Source organism: Streptomyces sp. NEAU-YJ-81 (genome assembly GCF_017592595.1).
GTDB classification, from domain to species: Bacteria; Actinomycetota; Actinomycetes; order Streptomycetales; family Streptomycetaceae; genus Streptomyces; species Streptomyces hygroscopicus_B.
The window spans coordinates 229,419-248,158 of record NZ_JAGFNO010000014.1 but is presented as its reverse complement, the minus strand read 5'-3'; the positions used below and the strand labels follow the sequence as shown (position 1 = coordinate 248,158).

General features: G+C 69.2%; 20 protein-coding genes and 1 pseudogene. 7 read left to right on the top strand and 14 right to left on the bottom strand.

Going from position 1 to position 18,740, the window contains the following annotated elements:
- Window positions 1-127 precede the first annotated feature (127 nt).
- Window positions 128-946, top strand: a pseudogene (locus tag J5X86_RS28030) (helix-turn-helix transcriptional regulator); the annotation flags it as partial.
- 122 nt (window positions 947-1,068) lie between these two features.
- Window positions 1,069-1,635, top strand: a complete 567-nt coding sequence (locus tag J5X86_RS28025) for a hypothetical protein (RefSeq protein ID WP_243981597.1) — start codon at window positions 1,069-1,071, stop codon at window positions 1,633-1,635.
- Between the two features lie 28 nt (window positions 1,636-1,663).
- Here the strand turns inward: J5X86_RS28025 and J5X86_RS28020 are convergent, their stop codons facing one another.
- Genes J5X86_RS28020 through J5X86_RS28010 form a run of 3 tightly spaced genes read right to left on the bottom strand, consistent with a single transcriptional unit; the run spans window position 1,664 to window position 4,348 of the window.
- Window positions 1,664-2,140, bottom strand: coding sequence for a helix-turn-helix domain-containing protein (locus J5X86_RS28020; RefSeq protein WP_208519471.1), 477 nt, complete (start codon window positions 2,138-2,140; stop codon window positions 1,664-1,666).
- Complete coding sequence (locus J5X86_RS28015; RefSeq protein ID WP_208519470.1) at window positions 2,124-3,179, bottom strand: LLM class F420-dependent oxidoreductase; 1,056 nt, start codon at window positions 3,177-3,179, stop codon at window positions 2,124-2,126. The genes J5X86_RS28020 and J5X86_RS28015 overlap by 17 nt, the downstream gene beginning before the upstream one ends.
- Window positions 3,176-4,348 (bottom strand): acyl-CoA dehydrogenase family protein, encoded by a 1,173-nt coding sequence (locus J5X86_RS28010; RefSeq protein WP_208519469.1) that lies wholly within the window; start codon window positions 4,346-4,348, stop codon window positions 3,176-3,178. Before J5X86_RS28010 ends, J5X86_RS28015 begins: the two co-directional genes overlap by 4 nt.
- Window positions 4,349-4,601: 253 nt before the next feature.
- Here J5X86_RS28010 and J5X86_RS28005 point away from each other — a divergent pair, with 253 nt between their 5' ends.
- Window positions 4,602-5,600 carry an NADP-dependent oxidoreductase gene (locus J5X86_RS28005; protein ID WP_208519468.1) on the top strand — a complete coding sequence of 333 codons (999 nt, stop codon included), beginning with the start codon at window positions 4,602-4,604 and terminating at the stop codon, window positions 5,598-5,600.
- 97 nt (window positions 5,601-5,697) lie between these two features.
- On the top strand, window positions 5,698-6,192 hold the full coding sequence (locus J5X86_RS28000) for a flavin reductase family protein (RefSeq protein WP_208519467.1): 495 nt from the start codon (window positions 5,698-5,700) through the stop codon (window positions 6,190-6,192).
- Window positions 6,193-6,299: 107 nt separating this feature from the next.
- Here the strand turns inward: J5X86_RS28000 and J5X86_RS27995 are convergent, their stop codons facing one another.
- The gene (locus J5X86_RS27995; RefSeq protein WP_208519466.1) at window positions 6,300-7,217 is read right to left on the bottom strand and encodes an AraC family transcriptional regulator; all 918 of its coding nucleotides are present in this window, start codon (window positions 7,215-7,217) and stop codon (window positions 6,300-6,302) included.
- Between the two features lie 74 nt (window positions 7,218-7,291).
- Window positions 7,292-8,200: a zinc-binding dehydrogenase gene (locus tag J5X86_RS27990; protein ID WP_208519465.1), complete on the bottom strand. Its 909-nt coding sequence runs from the start codon at window positions 8,198-8,200 to the stop codon at window positions 7,292-7,294.
- Between the two features lie 683 nt (window positions 8,201-8,883).
- Between J5X86_RS27990 and J5X86_RS51030 the strand changes: the two genes are divergently transcribed.
- Window positions 8,884-9,144, top strand: coding sequence for a hypothetical protein (locus J5X86_RS51030; RefSeq protein ID WP_243981596.1), 261 nt, complete (start codon window positions 8,884-8,886; stop codon window positions 9,142-9,144).
- A 138-nt stretch (window positions 9,145-9,282) separates the two neighbouring features.
- Here J5X86_RS51030 and J5X86_RS27980 read toward each other — a convergent pair whose 3' ends face one another.
- Window positions 9,283-9,684 carry a RidA family protein gene (locus J5X86_RS27980; RefSeq protein ID WP_119984058.1) on the bottom strand — a complete coding sequence of 134 codons (402 nt, stop codon included), beginning with the start codon at window positions 9,682-9,684 and terminating at the stop codon, window positions 9,283-9,285.
- Between the two features lie 103 nt (window positions 9,685-9,787).
- Between J5X86_RS27980 and J5X86_RS27975 the strand changes: the two genes are divergently transcribed.
- Both J5X86_RS27975 and J5X86_RS27970 read left to right on the top strand, forming a co-directional pair.
- Complete coding sequence (locus J5X86_RS27975) at window positions 9,788-10,171, top strand: helix-turn-helix domain-containing protein (RefSeq protein ID WP_208519464.1); 384 nt, start codon at window positions 9,788-9,790, stop codon at window positions 10,169-10,171.
- Window positions 10,172-10,230: 59 nt separating this feature from the next.
- A complete protein-coding gene (locus J5X86_RS27970) occupies window positions 10,231-10,404 on the top strand; it encodes a hypothetical protein (protein ID WP_308124756.1) in 174 nt (57 codons plus the stop codon).
- Between the two features lie 159 nt (window positions 10,405-10,563).
- Here J5X86_RS27970 and J5X86_RS27965 read toward each other — a convergent pair whose 3' ends face one another.
- From J5X86_RS27965 to J5X86_RS27930, 8 genes are read right to left on the bottom strand one after another with little or no spacing between them, the layout of a single operon-like run.
- The gene (locus tag J5X86_RS27965) at window positions 10,564-12,033 is read right to left on the bottom strand and encodes a dihydroorotase family protein (protein WP_208519463.1); all 1,470 of its coding nucleotides are present in this window, start codon (window positions 12,031-12,033) and stop codon (window positions 10,564-10,566) included.
- A 32-nt stretch (window positions 12,034-12,065) separates the two neighbouring features.
- Entirely contained in the window at window positions 12,066-12,875 is an 810-nt protein-coding gene (locus tag J5X86_RS27960) for an ABC transporter permease (RefSeq protein WP_208519462.1), read from the bottom strand.
- Window positions 12,872-13,654: an ABC transporter ATP-binding protein gene (locus J5X86_RS27955; RefSeq protein WP_208519461.1), complete on the bottom strand. Its 783-nt coding sequence runs from the start codon at window positions 13,652-13,654 to the stop codon at window positions 12,872-12,874. The genes J5X86_RS27960 and J5X86_RS27955 overlap by 4 nt, the downstream gene beginning before the upstream one ends.
- Window positions 13,655-13,691: 37 nt before the next feature.
- A complete protein-coding gene (locus J5X86_RS27950; protein WP_208519460.1) occupies window positions 13,692-14,798 on the bottom strand; it encodes an ABC transporter substrate-binding protein in 1,107 nt (368 codons plus the stop codon).
- Window positions 14,795-16,093 (bottom strand): glycosyltransferase, encoded by a 1,299-nt coding sequence (locus tag J5X86_RS27945; protein ID WP_208519459.1) that lies wholly within the window; start codon window positions 16,091-16,093, stop codon window positions 14,795-14,797. Before J5X86_RS27945 ends, J5X86_RS27950 begins: the two co-directional genes overlap by 4 nt.
- Window positions 16,090-17,133, bottom strand: coding sequence for an ABC transporter ATP-binding protein (locus J5X86_RS27940; RefSeq protein WP_208519458.1), 1,044 nt, complete (start codon window positions 17,131-17,133; stop codon window positions 16,090-16,092). The genes J5X86_RS27945 and J5X86_RS27940 overlap by 4 nt, the downstream gene beginning before the upstream one ends.
- Window positions 17,130-17,897: an ABC transporter permease gene (locus tag J5X86_RS27935; RefSeq protein WP_208519457.1), complete on the bottom strand. Its 768-nt coding sequence runs from the start codon at window positions 17,895-17,897 to the stop codon at window positions 17,130-17,132. The genes J5X86_RS27940 and J5X86_RS27935 overlap by 4 nt, the downstream gene beginning before the upstream one ends.
- The gene (locus tag J5X86_RS27930) at window positions 17,897-18,736 is read right to left on the bottom strand and encodes an ABC transporter permease (RefSeq protein ID WP_308124755.1); all 840 of its coding nucleotides are present in this window, start codon (window positions 18,734-18,736) and stop codon (window positions 17,897-17,899) included. Before J5X86_RS27930 ends, J5X86_RS27935 begins: the two co-directional genes overlap by 1 nt.
- Window positions 18,737-18,740 lie beyond the last annotated feature (4 nt).

The following is an 18,740-nucleotide window of genomic DNA, read 5'->3' as shown; positions in this document are numbered from 1 at the left end:
ACCGTCAGCCGCCCTCCTGCCGCACCGAACCGACAGCAGCAGACTCACGGCCCCCACCCCATCACCGCACCGAAAACGGTGCACATTCCTCCGTACGAGATGGCGCACGTTCACTTGTACGCCGACAGCGGAGTTCCTCCGGCGCCGCCGGGAGTCGCTGCAACCCGAAGACGTCGGCCTCCCGCGTATACCGCGCCGCAGGACAAGCGGGCTGCGGCGGGAGGAAGTGGCCGCGCTGTGCCATATGTCGACCGACTACTACGCGCGGCTCGAGCGGGAGCGCGGACCCCAGCCGTCCGGGCAGATGATCGCCTCCATCGCGCAAGGGCTCCACCTCTCCCTCGATGAGCGCGACCATCTGTTCCGGCTCGCCGGACAGACCCCGCCCCCGCGGGGCGCGGACAGCGAGCACATCAGCCCCGGCCTGCTGCGCATCCTCGACCGCCTGCACGACACTCCCGCGGAGATCGTCACCGAACTCGGCGAGACGCTGCGGCAGACCCCGCTCGGCATCGCGCTCACCGGCGACCTGACCGTCTACAGCGGCCCGGCCCGCAGCCTCGGCTACCGATGGTTCACCGACCCCGCCACTCGACAGCTCTACGCCCCCGACGACCATCCGTTCCTGACCCGCATGTTCGTCTCGGGCCTGCGCGGGGTGGCCACGCTGCGGGGCCCTGGTTCCCGCGCGGCCCACTACGCCGACCTGCTGCTCGCTCAAAGCGAGGAGTTCCGCCAGGTGTGGAACGACCACGAGGTCGGCATCCGGCCCAACGAGGTGAAGAATTTCATCCACCCCGAGCTCGGCGCATTGGAGCTGACCTGCCAGACGCTGCTCGATCCGAACCAGTCGCACTTCCTGATCGTCTACACCGCCATTCCCGGCAGTGAGAGCTACGAGAAGTTGCAGACGCTGTCCGTCATAGGTGCGCGGGCGCTGCGCTAATCGGGTCTGCCGCAGGGCCGGGACTTAGGGTGTGTGGTGTGGTGAGAGAAGCCGATCGTGCCGCCTTGGCCGCCGAGGTGTGTATCGCGTTGGAGAGGTGTTGCCCGGGCTCAGCCGCGGAGTTGACCGGTTCGCTGGCGTCAGGCGCTGCGGACGCCTTCAGTGATATCGATATCGCGTGGGTGGTGCCGGACGCGCGGTTCCCGGATTGCCTGGCCCGCGTGGCCGGGGCGCTTGGAGAGGTCCAGCCGGTCGACAGCGTCCGCATTGACCCGGACTTCCACCGCTCCGACCGCCGCCGCCTGCTGTTCGTCCGCTTTGCGGGGGTGCCGCTGTTCTGGCGGCTTGACCTGGATGTGCGCACCGCATCGGTTGCGGATGACCCGCACTATGACGCGGGAAATCCGGCGGCACGCGCCCGTGAGGGCGAGTGGTCACGGCCGGCCAGTGCCCTGGCCAATGCGATCGGCGTGGTCAAAGCGGTGGCCCGGAAGCGGGAGACCGAGGCCCGCGGGCTGTTGGACCGTGGGTTCGTTCGGATCGGTGAGGGTGATCGGGCCACGGGTGCCTGGGTGAGCGACGTGGCCCGGTTGGCACACGCCGCCGCGCTGCGCGATTCCTCCTTGTCGGACCTGTCTGCCCAGGTCACCGCGCTCGCAGCCCGGCACCTCGGCAGCGGCGACGCCTGAGGTGCACACTCCGGCCGGCGAGGTCACCTCACGGCGTATCGCCCGTGAGGTGCACATTGTGCGCGGTGACCGGTTCCCCGCATTGGTCGCAGGTCAGCCTCGGGTGTGTGGGCGATCCGCACACGTCGTGTGTCCAGGCCACCGTGGATCCGCTGCCCGCCGGGTCGTCCGGGAGGTAGGTATTGCCCCACTCCATCAAGATCTGGATCGCTGGGAAGAGATCGAGGCCGGCCTGGGTGAGGCGGTATTCGTAGTCGCTGCGGATCGGACCGCCCGCGTAGCGCTCCCGGATCAGCAGGCCGACGTCCACGAGCTTGCCGAGCCGGTTCGACAGGGTGGGGCGCGGAATGCCCAGGTTCTGGGCGAACTGTCCGTAACGGTGCACACCGAAGAAGGCTTCACGGAGGATCAGCATCGTCCATCGCTCGCCGACCAGGTTGAGTGTCCGCGTGACCGAGTCGTCGCCGCGCGAATCCGGGGGCTGCGCCTCAGGGGTGTCCGTCACCGAGAGATCGTATCCCGTCGTCGCCGGCCGGCTGCTTCGCCCCGATCGGCCCCGAGACGAGGTCCGGGGCGTGTTCCCTGATGAAGGCCAAGGTCCCGGCGCCGTCGGAGTCGTCCGCCGTCGTGGGTACCAGCCCGATGTGGTCGGCGCCGGCGTTGAAGTAGCTCTCGATACGTCGCACTACTTCAGGTCCTGAGCCGATCGCGCCGACGGCCGCCGGAAGCTCGGGGGGAATCTCTGGGACAAGCGTATGGCGTCCGGTGGTGGAACGCGCCTGGCGGACGAGGCTGCCGAAGCCCAGTTCGGTGAACATCTCGCCGTATCCCGGTGGGCGGAGGTAGACGGCCAGCTGCGAGGCGAGCTGGTGGTGGGTGGCCGGGCGCGGTTCGACGGAACAGGTGACCCACACCGCGAGCCGTGGCGCGGGCAGCCCGCGGGCTTCGGCGATGGCGTCGATCGACGCGCGCACCTTGGCGATGTGTTCCGGCGGCACCAGGTTCAGCACGACCTCGTCCGCGGTCTCCGCCGCGACGCGCGTCATGCGTGGCCCGAACGCCGCGACGCTGATCTTGGAGTCCGGCTGCGGCCGGCGGAGCCGGAAGCCCCGCGTGCGGATGTGCCGGCCGGCAAAGGCGGCCCGCCCTCCACCGAGGAGTTCACGCAGCACCGTGACCGATTCCCTGGTGCGCTGCGGGTTGCCGCTCCAGCCGCGGTCGTGCCAGTCGGAGACGATGTGCGGGCTGGAGGCTCCCAGCGCCACATCCACGTGTGTGCCCGTCAGCGTTGCGACGCTGGCGGCCCCCATGGCGATGGTGACGGGGGAGCGCACGCCGACGGCGAGCGGGCCGACCGTCAGTCGGGGGATCGAGGTGCTGTTGGCGACGGCGGTGGCGAGGGCGAACACGTCGAAGGTGGCCATCTCGCCGAGCCACAGCCGCTCGAAGCCGCAGGCACTCGCCTGGTGGGCGATCCCGAGGGCTTCCAGGTCGGGTCGGTCCAGCCAGTACGGAAGTACCACGCCGAGCGATCGCCGCCTCACAGCTGCGCCACGTTCGTCGGTAGGCCGAGCAGGATGCGGCCGGTCGTCTCCCAGGTGGCCGGGCTCACCTGGAGGTGGGCGGTGGCGGTGGTCGCGTCCCGGAAGCGGCGCTGGAGCGGCGAGCTGTCGTAGACCGCCGATCCGCCGCCGAGGTCGTACATGGCGCGGACGACTTCCGCCGACGTGCGAGCGGCGTGGGCCGCTGCCAGACGCAACCCGGTGCGAGGGCCGAGCCCCACTGCGTCGGCGGTGCACGCCGCCTGCCAGGCGTCGTCGATGGCGGAGTAGAAGAAGGCGCGTGCGGCGCGCAAGGCGGCCTCCGCCTGTCCCACGGCGGCCTGCGTGGTCGCTTTCTCCGCCAGGGTTCGCCGCGAGCCGGTGGCGACCTTGTGGCCCGCGAGGTCCATGAGGTCATCGATCGCCCCGCGTGCGTTGCCCAGCGCGGCCGCGGCGATGGACAGCGCGAAGTACCCGTAGATCGGAAAGCGGTACAGCGGAGCGTCGATCAGCGGACCGTCGTCCAGCGCCAGTACGCGGTGCGCGGGAACGAACACCTCCTCGGCCACGACGTCATGGCTGCCCGTCGCGCGAAGGCCGGACGTGTGCCAGGTGTCGAGTATCCGTAGCTGTTCGGCCGGGATCCCGACCGCGCGGAGCGTCGGCGCACCGTCCTTGTCACCGCGGCCGTCGTCCACCACGCAGCCGCCGAAGAAGTAGTCCGCGTGCGTGATCCCGCTGCAGAACGACCAGCGGCCGGAGACGACCACGCCTCCCTCGACCGGGCGGGCCTTGGCCCGCGGCGCCCACACGCCCGCCGCGATCGCGCGCGGGTCACCGAAAGTCTCGGCGGCGCCCTTCTCCGGAAGGTACGCCGCGAGCAGGCTGCTGGTGAGAGCGATCGAGACGCACCAGCCGGTGGCGGCGTCGCCGCGCGCGATGGTCTCGGCGCATTCAAGTGACACGGCGGGCGGGGCCTGTGCGGCGCCGAGAGCCTCGGGTGCTCCGCAGCGCATCAGCCCGGAGTCACGGAGCGCATCGATCAGCTCCGGACTCAGCCGGCGCTCCCGTTCGTTGTCGGCGGCCATGGCCTGCGCCTGGAGACGGATGCGATCCGTCGCCTCCCCGAGGCTTTCCTGATTCGCGTCCGCCTCGTGATGCGTGTGGGGCATGGGAGACCTCTCTTCGGCGCAAGTGCTTTGGCGTTAAGTAGTTCATTTGCTTTACTAGTTCAGTCGTTATACTTTCGCTCCGTGCCGCAGCAGTCAAGTCGAAGCGGGCATCATGCGGTCGGCGGACGTGACGGACCATCACCGGGCGGCGCATGAGGCCGAACTCGTGGCCGTAGGCGCCGGCACCGGAGGCTTGCGTGTGCTGTGGCGCTGCCGCGCGCCGGGCAGGCGGCACGCAACGGAAAGGGAAACCATGGACAGCAATCACCAGATGGTGCTCGCCGCACGCCCCGAAGGCGATGTGAAGGACACCGACTTCACCCTCACCACCGCTGAGATACCCGAACCGGGCGAGGGGCAGGTCGTAGTCAAGGTCGATCTCATCTCCATCGACCCGGCGATGCGGAGCTGGATGAACCCGGGCGCGTCCTACGTACCCCCCGTGGACCTCGGCGCCGTCATGAGGGCGGGCGGGATCGGTACGGTCATCGCGTCCCGGCACCCCGAATACGCGGTCGGCGACGAGCTCTACGGAGCCTTCGGCGTTCAGGAATACGCGCTGTCCGACGGCACGGGCCTCCACAAGATCGACACCTCGATCGCGCCGAAGACGACATACCTCGGTGCGCTCGGCATCACCGGCCTGACCGCCTACTTCGGTCTCTTCGACGTCGCCCGTATACGGCAGGGCGACACCGTTGTGGTGTCGGGCGCGGGGGGTGCCGTCGGCAGCATGGTGGGTCAGATCGCCAAGATCACCGGCTGCCGCGCCATCGGTATCGCGGGTGGCCCGGAGAAATGCCGGACCCTGGTCGAGGCGATCGGCTTCGACGCGGCCATCGACTACAAGAGTGACGATGTGCGGAAAGCCTTGCGCGCGTACGCCCCCGGCGGCGTGGACGTGTACTTCGACAACGTCGGTGGCCCGATCCTGGACGCGGTGCTGACCAGGCTCGCGCGCGGGGCACGCGTCGTCATCAGCGGCGCGATGTCCCAATACAACGACCAGCGCCCGAAAGGCCCGGCGAACTACATGTCGCTGCTCGTGAACCGGGCATCGATGACCGGCATGGTCGTATTCGACTACGAGGACCGCTACCCCGAGGCGACCCGACAACTCGCCCAGTGGCTTGCGGAAGGCAAGTTGACCTCGGCCGAGCACGTTGTGGAAGGCGGTCTCAGGGACTTTCCGAGCCTGCTTCGTGGCCTGTTCACCGGAGCCAATACGGGAAAGCTGATCCTTCAGCTGTAGGACCAGCGGAACACCGAAAATCCCTGTCTGCCGGCGGACAGAACCTATCGCCCAGCACCTCTGTGCCACACCGCCATTTTCCATCCAGGGAGCTGCGATGGCCGAATCCGAGAATGCGCTGCTGATGTCTTCCTTCCGCGAGGTGATGGCCGGTGTGGCCACGCCGGTGACCGTCGTCACCGCGATGGACGGAGAACGGCCGCACGGCACCACGGTCAGCGCTTTCGCGTCGTTGTCGATGCAACCGCCCATGGTTCTGATCGCCCTCGACCGTCGTTCGGAGCTCTTGACGTTGATCAAGTCGTCGCTGCGGTTCGGAGTCAATGTCCTGGGACACGGGCAATCCGCGCTGGCGCTGGCCTTTGCGCGCAAGGGGGGCGCCGGAAGGTTCACCGGCGTGTCCTGGGAGGTGGACTGGGACGTCCCCCGGCTATCCGCCGCCCCCGGCTGGCTGGCCTGCGAGGTGGCGGATGTGGTCGGGGGAGGAGACCACGTGATCGCCCTGGGCAACGTCCTGGCGACCGAAGCCGCCGATGGCGCCCCGCTCACCTACCACGCCCGGGCCTTCGGCACCCACGTCGCGCTGGCATAGACCCTGGCGGGCAGCCGCATCACACCGAACCCCGCAACTGACGTTGCTACACCGGGAGTTCGGCGGAGCGGTCCGAGGTCTTCCAGGCCCTGTGCACCTGCCTGCGATCACTTGCGAAGTCGAGAACGGTACTCGCCAGGGGCCATGCCTCGGGCACGTCGGAAGGCACGGCTGAACGTGTGCGGAGAGCCGTATCCGACCGCACCGGATATCGACTCGACCGGCTCATCGGTATCGCGGAGCCGGACGGCCGCCAGGTCCATGCGCCACTGCGTCACGTACGCGCCCGGCGTCTGTCCGAGGGCGGACCGGAAGTGCCTGGACAGTGTCGCCCGGGAGACGCTCGTCGCGGCGGCCAGGGTCTCCGTGGTCCAGGGGTGTTCCGGTTGGGTGTGGACACATGCGAGGGCGTCGCGCACGACCGGATCACGCATGGCGCCCAGCCATGAGCCGGACTGCTCCTCCGGGTGGCGGTCCAGCCATGCGCGTACGAACTGGACGAGCAGCAGGTCGACGATGCTGTTGACGGCGGCGGTGGTGCCGATCTGCGGCTGTGCGAGTTCCGCCGTGAGGAGTTCGACGGTCCTTTTGAGCTGTGCGTTCTCCCGGGCTGCGACGTGCATCGGCCGGGCGAGGGAGGTGAGCACCGGTGTGCTCACCTCCGGGTCCTGCTCATAGTGCAGGACGATCACTTCCGTCTGCGCGGGTGCCGAACCCAGTTGGAGGGCCTTGCCATCGGCAATGGCCTGGACCGCCGCCTTCTGGTCGCACGTACCCATCGTCACGCTGGAGCCGCCGGCTATCCCGTGTGCGGTGCCCGGCGCCACCAGGACGGCGCCTCCGGCCTGCACCTCCAGGGGTTTCTCGCCGGTGACGTGGAGCCACATCGTGCCGCGGGACACCACGTGCAGTGCCGCTCCCGGATAGGAGTCCAGCCACTGGCCCCAGGTTCCTCCGGCCTTCAGCCTGACCCCGAGCGCCCCTCGCGCACCCGAAACACGCAAGGCCTCCGCGAGTACGTCCATGGTTCCACTCTCGTCCACCGCCGCGATCCGCGACCGCCGGCGGGCGACGTCGCATGTGTTCCTCGTCCAGGGCTTCAGGCCACGTCAAGAACGATCTTTCCGTGCACCTTCCGGGCGAACAGCGCCTGGATGGCGTTGTCCACGTCCTTCCAGCCGCCTCGCAGTCCGACCGGTGCCGCAAGCCTCCCGGCGGCTACCAGGCCCAACAGATCCGTCAACTCCGCTCCGGGCGGCGTCATGTCGCCGTAGGTGGCGATGGTGCGGGGTTCGCCGAAGCCGAACAAGGTCCCTGAGGGGAACGTGGTGTCCTGGCCCGAGGTGAAACCGACCAGGTGGATGGTGCCGCCCTCGGCGAGGGAACTCCACGCTCGGGCTGACAGCGGCCCGCCGACCGTGTCCAGGACGAGGTCGAACCGGTCCTCGGTCTCGGCCAGGTCGGTCAGGATCTCGTCGGCCCCGAGTTCGCGGAGTCCGGCGGCCCGGTCCGGCGAACCGACGAGTGCCGTCACCCGGGCGCCCGCCAGCGCGGCCAGCTGGACGGCGAAGTGCCCCACGCCCCCGCTGGCGCCGGTGACCAGGACGTTGCGCGCCAGCAGGGAACGCTTGCGTAGCACCCGGAGTGCGGTGACCCCGGCGACCCCCAGCGCGGCGGCGTCGGCCAGATCCACGCCCGCGGGAACGGTGCCGAGCCAGGCGGGGCCGACCGCCACCCGCTCCGCCCACGCGTAGGGAGCCATTCCCAGCGCGACGCGCGTACCTTCGGGCGGCCCCGAGCCGTCGGATGCGGCGCGCACCACGACGCCGGCCGCGTCATGACCGTGCACAGCGCCGGCCGGCCACTGGTGCGCGTACCTCAGCTCGCCGAAATTGAGACCGATGTGCCGTATCTCCACCACCGCCTCACCGGTGGACGGCACGGGCTCATCGACATCGGCGAACCGGACGGGTCCGGCCTCGCTGTGATCGACCACAAGGGCGTGCATAAGGTGTGCTTCCTTCTCTCGTGGATGCGCCTGAACACTCGGCGCGGCAGCGGATCGAGTGCGCGAATGCCGCACTGCCGCCTTCTTGAAACCCTACGCACGGCCAGGACAGCTACCAGTCCCGGGAGAATCAATCAGTTGACGATCTGTGTCAGTGCGACCTGGGCACCCGCCTGGCCCGGATGCGGTCCGACCGCCGCCTGACCCTGATCTGCTACCGCGGACTCGCCTGATGAGATGGTGCCCAAGGAGTCAGGAGATGAGCGAGCGGCCTGCGGGTGCCAGCCTCAGTGTCCGGGGGGCCGCTGTCTGTTCTCTGTCGAGGAACGAGACCGCCTCCGAAACCGCTTGATCCAGTTTGCCGAAGCCGACGAGGCCGTCACCGGAGCGGCTCTGACCGGTTCACAAGCCACCGGACACAGCGATCGATGGTCGGACACCGACCTGGTTCTCGCGGTCTCCTGCCCGGCTGACTGGAAGTCGACATCACGTTCTGCCCCGAAGGGGAGTTCGGTGCGCGCGGCCCGCAGTGGCGGACGATCTTCGGTGAGGAACGAACCCTGGACCCCTTCCCACAAGCCGATCGCGACACCCTGACCGGCCTCGCCTGGCATCACGCTCTACACGCCCACATCTGCATCCGGCGAGGCCGGGGGTGGCAGGCCGAATACTGGATCAGTGTCTTGCGTGATCATGTCGTCGCGCTGGCGTGCCTGCGCCTCGGCTGTACAGCCGTCCATGCCAAAGGCGCCCATCTGCTTCCCGAGGTCATGACCGCGCCACTCGAGGCAACGCTCGTCCGCTCGGTCGAGGAATCAGAGCTACGACGGGCCTTGAAAGCATCCGTCACTGTCCTGACCGACGAACTCGAGCAGACCGACTCCCAGCTCGCCGCGCGACTCGGCCCCATGCTGGCTGAACTGCGAGAGCGGAGTCAGGAGTGAACCTCGTCTTCGAGGTGACGCAAGAGTGGCCTGGGCCACTCGCTTCCGCCAAGGCGGCCGCCGCCTCGCGGCGGAAGCGGCGGCTGCCCGGGTGACTCCCGGAGGCCGGTCAGGCCGGGCCGTGCGTTGCGGACAAGCTCAGGCGGGCAGCTTCGTGTCGACGACGAAGCTGATCTCGATGACCTGGCCGGGGAAGGTCAGTTCGGTGACGCCGAGGACCGTGCTGGCTGGGCGGTGGTCGCCGAAGTACGCCAGGTTGCCCTCCGCTGTCGCCGTGGCATGCTGCCGCAGGTTCACCACGTACAGGGTCTGCGAGATGACCTGGTTCCGGGTGACGCCGTAGTGGTCCAGGACCTTGTCCATGTTGACGTAGGTCTGCTCGAGCTGGGCGGTGAAGTCGCCCGCGGAGAGGAACTCGCCTGCCTCGTCGAGCGAGAGCTGTCCGGAGACGTGGATGAGATCGCCGGACTTGATGGCCTGCGAGTAGCCGAAGTCGCTCTCGGCCGGCACGTTGTGGTTGAAGACATCGATGGTGGCCAATGGTGCTCGCCCCTTCTTCCTTGCTCTCTTGTAGTTACTGAGGAACTGTAGGAGAGTGGCAGTCGACCTGGAAGAACGCACTTTTCGGTGACTGGGGAACCTGATGGTGACCAAGCAGCTACTCAAGGGTCTGCCCGAGGACGCGGACCTGAGGCGCGCGGACTCTCTGGCGCGGGAGATCTTCTCGGACGTCGCCAACAAGTGGGCGTTCCTGATCATCGAGGCACTCGGTGAGCGCACCCTGCGCTTCAGCGAGTTGCGGAACGACGTCGAGGGCGTCAGCCATAAGATGCTCACCCAGAACCTGCGCATGCTGGAGCGCAACGGCCTGGTCGAGCGGAAGGTGCACCCCACCGTGCCGCCCCGGGTCGAGTACACCCTCACCGAGCCGGGCCGGGCCCTGCGCGCGACGGTCGACGGGATGTGCGGCTGGACCCACCAGTACCTCGGTCACATCGAGGACGCGCGCCATCGCTTCGGCGCCTGACGGGCGCCCAGCACCACGCCCCCGGTGGTGTGCTTCCTTTTCGCGCTGGTGGTTGCTGGGTGACCGGGGGGTCATGGGGAGTTGGTGCGGCGAGCGTAGGCGCGGGCGGCGCGGGCGCGGTCGCCGACCGCCGCTCCGGCACGCTGCACGGCGTCGCCCGGTACGCCCTTGCCCCGGACAACGCACGACGCCTGTGGACCCTGTCGCAGGACCTGCTCACACACATCGGCTGACCGCGCGCCGTGTGACTGTTCGCGCTGGTTGGCGGGTGTTCACGAAAGCCGCCGACCGCCTTCCGGACCTTCCTGGATCAGCAGGGGATCCCCGGCCGAAGTCCTGGTGGACCCTCGGCAGCTGACCTCGACCGTCAGAGATTCTCAACAGAGTCAAGCTCAGGCGGTGCCGGTCGGACGGTGCAGGTAGGCGCCGACGGGTGGGCCGACGACCTTGCCCGCCTGCAGGGTGTGGTTGCCCCTCAAGAAGGTGTCGGTGACCTGGGCGGTCAGCTCGAAGCCCTCGAACGGGGTGTACTGCTGCGTCGACTCCGACTCCGCGGCGCGCACGGTCCAGGTGCGGCCCGGGTCGACCAGGGCGATGTCGGCGTCGAAGCCGGGGGCGAGGCTGCCCTTGGTGCGCAGTCCGTAGCGCCGGGCCGGGTTCCAGGAGGTCAGTGCGGCGATCCGGCCCAGCGGCAGGCCGCGTTTCGTTCCCTCGGTGAGCAGGCCGGGGAGGAGGTACTCGGCGCCGCCGAAGCCGGCCTTGGCGAGGAAGACGTCGTCCTCGGGCTCGCCGAACTTCACCTCCTCGCGGCAGCACGCGTGGTCGCTGACGACCCAGTCGACGGTGCCGTCGAGCATGTGCTCCCAGAGCGCCTCGACGTCGTCACGGGGCCGCAGCGGCGGGTTGACCTTGCCGCCGATGCCGTGTGCGGTGGTGATGTCGGCGAGCAGATGCCCGACGGTCACCTCACGGCGGAAGTCGATGTGCGGGAACGCCCGGCTCATCCGCACGGCCGCGTCGACCGCCTTGCGGGACGACAGGTGCAGCAGGTTGATCGTGGGCAGCCCGGTCTCGTGCGCCAGGTAGGAGGCGACGGCGACCGCGAGACCTTCGGAGTGCTGCGGCCGGGAGGCGCTGTAGGCGGCGAGCCCGGTCAGGTCACCCGCCTCCTCGACCAGCCTGGTGTACGCGGTCATGATCTCGGCGCTCTCGCAGTGCAGGGAGAGGGATATCTCGTCGGCGAGGCCGGGGAACCGCTCGCGGGCGGCCTGCACCCCGCGCATGACGAACTCGAAGTGCGCGTAGTCGTACCGCTCGCCCTCGGGGAGCATCAGGAACGCGTTCTGGTCGGTTGACCTGCCGTGGAGGCCGTGGCTTCCGTAGAACATGAAGACCTTGAACGAGGTGACGCCGAACCGCTCGATCAGGTCTGGAATCTCGTCGATGTGAGCGCGCGAGATCGGCGCGAGGTGGAAGCCGTAGTCGACGTGGGCGCGGCCGGAAGCGGCCGCCAGCACCTCGGGGAAGAAGTCGGCGTACGCACCGGCCTTGTTGAGGTAGTAGCGGCCGGTCCGGGTGTAGGTCAGGGCGCTGGTGACGCCTCCCTGTGCGCATGCGCGGCTCTCGGCGGCCGCGTCCTCGGGCAGCGGGTGGTAGATCCCCCAGTGCTGGTGGGCGTCGACGACACCGGGGAAGGCCAGCCTGCCGTCGGCGTCGACCACCCGACGGGCGCCTTCCGTGGCGATGTCGGAGGCTACGGCGGCGATCCGGCCTCCGCTGACGGCGATGTCCGCGGGGCGCGCGTCATCGTGGTCGTGGGCGACCACACGGGCGTTCTTCACCACCAGGTCGTATGCGGTCATGCGGGCCTCCTGCCGCTGTCGTCCTCAGCTCGTCATGCGCCGATCACCCGGTTCTCCTCGGCCCAGAAGACGAGCCGCTTCTGGGCGAACCGGATGATGAAGTGGGCGATCAGCCCCAGTACGGAGAGCACCACCAGCACGGCGAACATCCCGGCGATGTCGAAGTTGTAGTTGGTCTGCAGCAGGAGGTATCCCAGGCCCTCCTTCGCGCCGATGAACTCGCCGACGACGGCGCCGAGGATCGAGAAGACGATCCCGATGTCCAGGCCGGCGAAGATGAAGGGGAGCGCGCTCGGCAGCCGCACCATCCGGAACACCTGGAACCTGCCGGCGCCGAACACCGTGAGCATCTGGATCCGGTCGGCGTCGGCCGAGCGCAGCCCCTCGATGACGTTGACCAGCACGGGGAAGAACGAGATCACCGCCGCCATGACGACCTTGCTCGTCATACCGAAGCCGAACCAGACGACGAACAGCGGCGCGAGCGCCACCTTGGGCACCGTCTGGAAGGCGACGACATAGGGCATGAAGGTGCGCTCGATCAGCCGCACCTGGGAGATCGCGGTGCCCAGCACCAGCGCCGCCGCCACTCCGAGCAGAAAGCCGTACAGCGACTCCAGGACCGTCACCTTCAGATGTCCCCAGAACAACGGATCCGCCAGCTGTGTGCGGAGGGCGTCGTAGATCTGCGAGGGGCGCGGCAGCACGTAGTCGTCGATACCGAAGGCGGGGACCGCGAACTCCCAGGCCAGCATGGTGACGACGAAGACCGCGGGAGCGAGCAGCAGTTCGGGACGCTCTCGCAGGTCCACGCGGAGCCGCCGCTCCCGGAGTCGCTTCATGAGTCGATCACCCAGGTGGCGTTGAAATGCCTGCGGACCCGCTCGACGAAGACTCCGGCGCGGTCCGAGGCCATCGCGCCGAGTGTGCGCGGACGTTCGAGCTCGATGTCGACGATCTCGGCTATGCGGCCAGGGCGGGCGCTGAGAACCACGACCCGGTCGGAGAGGAAGACCGCCTCGGGGATGGAGTGGGTGACGAACACGACGGTCTGGCCGCTCTCCCGCCAGATCCTCAGCAACTCGACGTTCAACGACTCGCGGGTCAGTGCGTCGAGTGCGCCGAAGGGCTCGTCCATCAGCAGCACGGCCGGGTCGTGCACCAGGGCCCGGCAGATTCCGGCGCGCTGCTGCATCCCGCCACTGAGCTCATGCGGGTGTCTGCCCTCGAAGCCGTCGAGGCCGACCATGGCGAGCAGCCGCTCGGCCCGCTCCCGGTACACCGAGGCGTCGAGCTTCTGTACCTCCACGGGCACCATCACATTCTGCAGCACGGTGCGCCAGGGCAGGAGGGTCGGCGTCTGGAAGACCATGCCCACCTCGGGCAGTGGCCCCGTCACGTCGCGGTCGGCGACGCGGACCGTCCCCTGGCTCCTGGAGACGATCCCGGCGAGGATCTTGAGCAGGGTGGTCTTGCCGCATCCCGACGGGCCGACGACCGACAGGAACTCGCCGCGTCGGACCGTGAAGGTGACGTCCGAGAGCGCGTGGGTCGGCTCGGTCCTGCGCGGCCGGTAAGTCTTGTGCAGTCCGGTGACCTCGATCCAGCGGTCTTCGTCCACGCTCTCCCCGCTCTCCTGTTCTCCCCGCCTTCCCGCGTCACCCGGCGGCCTTCGCCTTCGCGATCACGGCCGCCGGGTCGAAGTCGTTCGCGCCCCCCAGCAGGCTGCCGTCCCACAGCTCCGGGAGGGGGACGTCCTTGGTGATCTGGCCGGCCGTCCTGGTGTAGGCGACCGTCTTGACCCACTCCACGTCGCTGATCGCACCCCAGTCCTTGAAGTTCTCGGGCTCACCGGCGGCGGGGACCGCGGTCTTGATCCACGCCTCGAGGGTCCTGGTGTCGTCGGCGATGCGGTCGTCGGCCTTCTTGCCGGTCAGCAGCTTGGGGAAGGTCTGGTAGCCGTCGCGCATCGCGGCCTCGGGGTTGACGGCGGAGAAGAGCAGTGCCTTGTAGGAGGCGCGCAAGTAGCGCGTCAGCGCGTCCTTCTTCTCCTTCAGCGTCTTCTCGGTCACCGTGTAGGTCAGGGAGCGGATGCCGTCGAACGCATCGGAGTTGTCGAGATAGCGCAGCTCGGTGCCCGTGTTCTCGATGGTGGTGTACGCCTGGGTGTACAGGGCGAGCACGTCTACCCTGCCGTCCTCCAGAGCGGCCAGGGCCTGTGCGCCCACGCCGACCGGCAGCAGGTCGACGTCCTTGGCCGCGTCCAGTCCGGCGTCGCTCGCGTACGCGCGGGCATAGATGGCCGAGCCGGAGGCGAGGCTGATGACCCCGATCTTCTTGCCCTTGAGGTCGGCCGGGCTCCTGACCTCACTGCCGGGCCGGACGGCCATGCGCCACGGCCAGTTCCGTACCAGGCCCCCGATGACCTTCACCGGGACGCCCTTCTCCCGTGCGGCGAGGATGGCTCCCGCGTCGGCCGGCGCGATGTCGGCGCTGCCCGAGGCGACGGCCTGGACCGCTGCCACCGACCCGTCGGTGTTGATTACGTCGACCTTCAGCTTTTCCGCGGCCAGATAGCCCTCGGTGTCGCCCACCGCGTAGGTGGCGACCTCTTCCTTGGGGGCGATCACGGCCGAGGGAACGGCGAGTTGGAGCGTGGTCCGGGCGCCCGAGTCACCGTGGGAGGACGACGAGGGCCCGTCCGCGCAGGCGGAGAGCGCCGCGAGGACGGCGACGCCGAGGCCGAGCCGTAAGGACGGTTTCATGTTCCCTGCCTTTCGTGGCCGAGCCGCTCGATGAGGTCGGCGGCGGTGCGCAGCCCGTCGCGGGCCCGGATGGTCCTGGAGGCTTCCGTCAGCCGGTGCCGCAGGCGGGTGTCGCCGAGCAACTCCGCCAGGGCGCCGTGCAGTTGAGCGTCGGTGAAGCGGTACGGGTCGAGGCGGACGCCATAGCCGAGTTCGGCGACCCGCTGTGCGTTGTCGTACTGGTCCCAGAACAGCGGGAGCACGATCATGGGCTTGCCGAAGTGGAGGCTCTCGGTGGTCGTGTTGTTGCCGCCGTGGGTGATGACGAGGTCGACGAGCGGGAGGATCCGCGTCTGCGGGAGGAACTCCGCGCCCCACATGGTGGGAGGCAGCTCGATCTCGTCGTGCAGCGGCCCCTTGGAGACGATGTAGCGGTGCGGGGTGCGCGCCAGGGAGGCGATGATCCGGCGCATGAGGCCGACGTCGGCGGAGCCGAGGGAGCCCAGGCTGAAATAGATCAGCGCGCTGCCCTCAGGCCGTTCGGCCCACTCCGGCGGCAGGGTGAACTCCTCGTCGGTCTCGCGGACCGAGGAGTCCAGCCGGTGCCAGGCAGGGTCGAGCGGGCGGGCATCGGCGTAGTCGGCGATCTCCGGGTAGACGTACAGGTTCAGCTCGCCGTCGTGGATGAACTCCAGGGCGGGCAGCGGCCTCGCGCCCCGGTCCACGACCCAGGCGTTGAACTCGGCCCAGAGCTCGCGGTGCGTACGGTCGTACTCGGCACGGAACTCGGCCCAGCCCGCGCGGTCACCGGCCGGGTACCCGGAGAAGGGCGGGGGAACGTGTTCGCCCTTCACCTCCAGCGGGTTGCAGGAGACGATCCGCACGAAGGGCACGTCCGCCGTGGTCAGCGCGGGGAAGCAGACGACGTTGTCCTCGACGATCACATCCGGCCGGACCCGGTCGACGATTCTCTTGAGCTGAGGTTCGCAGTACCGGGCGCCGGCGACCAGTTCCTCCCAGACCGGCCTGACCCACGTGCCCAGCTGTTCGATCGTGGGCTTTTGGAACTCGGGGGCGGTGTCCCGTACGAAGTCCTTCCAGAACTGGCCCGCCTCCTGGGGCTTTTCGGGCGGCGGGGCCAGGTCGACCAGGTCCTCCTCGAAGCCGAGCGGGGCGAGCCTGCCCTTCCAGGACGCCTCCGCCGCGAACACCACGCGGTGGCCCCGTCGGCGCAGTACGTCGCCTATGCCGACGCAGTTGTTGGTCGGGCCGTACGCGCTCTCCGGCGCGAAGAGGATGGTCAGGGGTCCGCTCAAGGGGTGTCTCCCGTCGTCTCGATCAGTACCGCGCTCTCCGGGTCCCACGACAGCGCGACGCGGGCCCCGGAGGTCACCGTGGCCGGGCCCGCAACGGTCAGCAGGACCGGCCGGTCCAGACCGGGGACCGTGACCGCGATCCTCGAAGAGCCGCCGAGGTAACTGATGTCCAACACCGTGCCGTGCAAGGAAGCGTCCGCGTCCCCGGCGGCGAGCCGGATGCTCTCCGGGCGTACGCCGACCAGCGCCGCCGTGTCACCGGCCGGGGCGGGCAGAACACCGACGCCGGGTACGTCGAGTGCGCCGGAGGGCAGCAGCCGTCCGGAGAAGACGTTGTTGGCGCCGACGAAGCCCGCGACGAACCGGCCCCGAGGGTGCCGGTAGAGCTCGACGGGGGTGTCGACCTGCTGGACGCGCCCCCGGTCCAGGACGGCGATCCGGTCGGCGAGCGACATGGCCTCCTCCTGGTCGTGGGTGACGACGATGAAGGTGATGCCCACCTGGTGCTGGAGGCGCTTGAGCTCCAGCTGCATCTCGGCGCGGACCTGTTTGTCGAGCGCCGACAGCGGCTCGTCGAGCAGCAGCACACGCGGGCGTTTGACGATGGCACGGGCGAGGGCGACCCGCTGCCGCTGCCCGCCGGACAGTTGGTGCGGCCGTCTGCGGGCCTGCGCGGTCAGCCCGACGGTGGCAAGGACGGCCGCGACCCGTTCGCCGATCTCCGCCCGGGCGAGCCCTTCCCGCGCCAGCCCGTACGCGATGTTCTTCTCCACGTTCATGTGCGGGAACAGCGCGTACGACTGGAACATGAGGTTGACCGGCCGCCGGTGCGCGGGCACGCCCAGCAGGTCCTGGCCGTCCAGGGTGACCGTGCCGCTGTCCGGGGTCTCGAATCCGGCGAGGACGCGCAGCAGGGTCGTCTTCCCGCAGCCGCTCGGGCCGAGGAGGGCGAAGAACTCGCCCTCCTCGACCTCCAGGCTCACCCCGTCCAGGGCGGTGACCTCGCCGAACCGCCGGGTGACGGCATGGATACGGATCACAGCGCCTCCGTCAGCCGGCTGACGCGCTGGGCGGCGATCACCACGGTGAAGCTGACCGCGAGCAGCAGGGTGGCGAGCGCGTTGATCTCGGGGGTCACGCCGAACCTGATCATCGAGTAGATGACGATCGGCAGGGTGGGATCCTTCGGTCCCGCGGTGAAGAAGGCGATGACGAACTCGTCGAGCGAGAGCGTGAACGTCAGTAGCGCGCCCGCCACGATGCCGGGGGCGAGGGTCGGCAGGGTGATGCGGAGGAACGTGGTGACCTCGCCCGCGCCGAGGTCGCGTGAGGCCTCCTCCAGGGAAGGGTCGACGTGGGCGATCCGGGTGCGCACGACGGCCGTGACGAAGGCGAGGCCGAAGACGGTGTGGGCGAGCAGCACCGAGTGCAGGCCGAGGGTGGCCGAGACGAGCGAGTAGAAGGCGAGCAGGCCGATCGCGAGCACGATGTCCGGCAGGACGGCGGGCAGCACCGACAGGGCGGGCAGCAGCCGCGACCGGCTCGCGTGGCGGGCGAGCCCCACGGCGAGCAGTGTGCCGAGGACGGTGGACAGGGCGGTCGCGCCCGCGGCCACGATCAGCGTGTTGGCCAGGCCCCGCAGGACCTCGTCGTCGCCGGCCAGCGTGCTGTACCAGGCGGTGCTGAACCCCGACCACTCGTAGGGGCTGTCCGAGCGGTTGAAGGACATCACCACGAGCACCACGACGGGCGTGTAGAGGAACGCGTACGTCAACCACAGCGGGAGGAGCGTCGCCCGGCGCATCAGCGGCCGCCCAGCCGGCGCCCGGCCCAGGCCTGCGCCATGAGCAGCAGGACCAGGAACGCCATGAGGGCGAGGGCGAGCACCGAGCCGAACGGCCAGTCCCGTGCCGTGAGGAACTGGTCTCTGATCAGGTTGCCGACCATGACCGTGTGCCCGCCGCCCAGCAGTTCGGGGACGACGAAGTTGCCGAGGCTGGGCACGAAGACGAAGACGCAGCCGGTCAGCACGCCGGGCAGGGTGTGCGGGAGCGTCACGCTCCAGAACGTGCGGGCCGGGCGGGCGCCCAGATCGGCCGAGGCTTCGAGCAGCCGGGGGTCGATCCGCTCGATCGCCGAGTACAGCGGCAGCACCATCAGCGGGAGATAGGCGTAGAGCAGTCCGAGGACGACGGCGGGTTCCGTGTAGAGGAGTTTCAGTGGCCGGTCGATCACCCCGATGCCGGTGAGGGCCGAGTTGACCACACCGCGGCTGGACAGCAGCACGATCCAGGCGTAGGTACGGATCAGGAAGTTGGTCCAGAACGGGAGCACGACCAGGACCAGGGCGACCGTGCGCCATCTGCCGGGCAGCCGGCTGATCGCGTACGCGGTCGGGTAGCCGAGGAGAAGCGCGAGCAGCGTGGTGACGGCGGCGATGCGCAGCGAGTCGGTGAGGACGCCGGCGTAGAGGGGGTCGGTGATCCGCGCGAAGTTCTCGCCGGTACTTCCGTCCTCGTACGCGATCCCGCCGAAGCGGCCCCGCCGGAAGACCGTGTAGCCGATCAGCAGGGCCAGCGGCAGCAGGAGCAGGACGGCCAGGTAGGACAGGCCCGGGCCGAGCAGGACGAGACGGGTTCGCACATGT

What these genes read in the sequence shown, in the direction of transcription:
- J5X86_RS28010 (WP_208519469.1), bottom strand. Translation starts at nt 4,348, where the DNA reads ATGCCCCACACGCATCACGAGGCGGACGCGAATCAGGAAAGCCTCGGG.
- J5X86_RS28005 (WP_208519468.1), top strand. Translation starts at nt 4,602, where the DNA reads ATGGACAGCAATCACCAGATGGTGCTCGCCGCACGCCCCGAAGGCGAT.
- J5X86_RS28000 (WP_208519467.1), top strand. Translation starts at nt 5,698, where the DNA reads ATGGCCGAATCCGAGAATGCGCTGCTGATGTCTTCCTTCCGCGAGGTG.
- J5X86_RS27995 (WP_208519466.1), bottom strand. Translation starts at nt 7,217, where the DNA reads ATGGACGTACTCGCGGAGGCCTTGCGTGTTTCGGGTGCGCGAGGGGCG.
- J5X86_RS27990 (WP_208519465.1), bottom strand. Translation starts at nt 8,200, where the DNA reads ATGCACGCCCTTGTGGTCGATCACAGCGAGGCCGGACCCGTCCGGTTC.
- J5X86_RS27975 (WP_208519464.1), top strand. Translation starts at nt 9,788, where the DNA reads ATGGTGACCAAGCAGCTACTCAAGGGTCTGCCCGAGGACGCGGACCTG.
- J5X86_RS27965 (WP_208519463.1), bottom strand. Translation starts at nt 12,033, where the DNA reads ATGACCGCATACGACCTGGTGGTGAAGAACGCCCGTGTGGTCGCCCAC.
- J5X86_RS27960 (WP_208519462.1), bottom strand. Translation starts at nt 12,875, where the DNA reads ATGAAGCGACTCCGGGAGCGGCGGCTCCGCGTGGACCTGCGAGAGCGT.
- J5X86_RS27950 (WP_208519460.1), bottom strand. Translation starts at nt 14,798, where the DNA reads ATGAAACCGTCCTTACGGCTCGGCCTCGGCGTCGCCGTCCTCGCGGCG.
- J5X86_RS27935 (WP_208519457.1), bottom strand. Translation starts at nt 17,897, where the DNA reads ATGCGCCGGGCGACGCTCCTCCCGCTGTGGTTGACGTACGCGTTCCTC.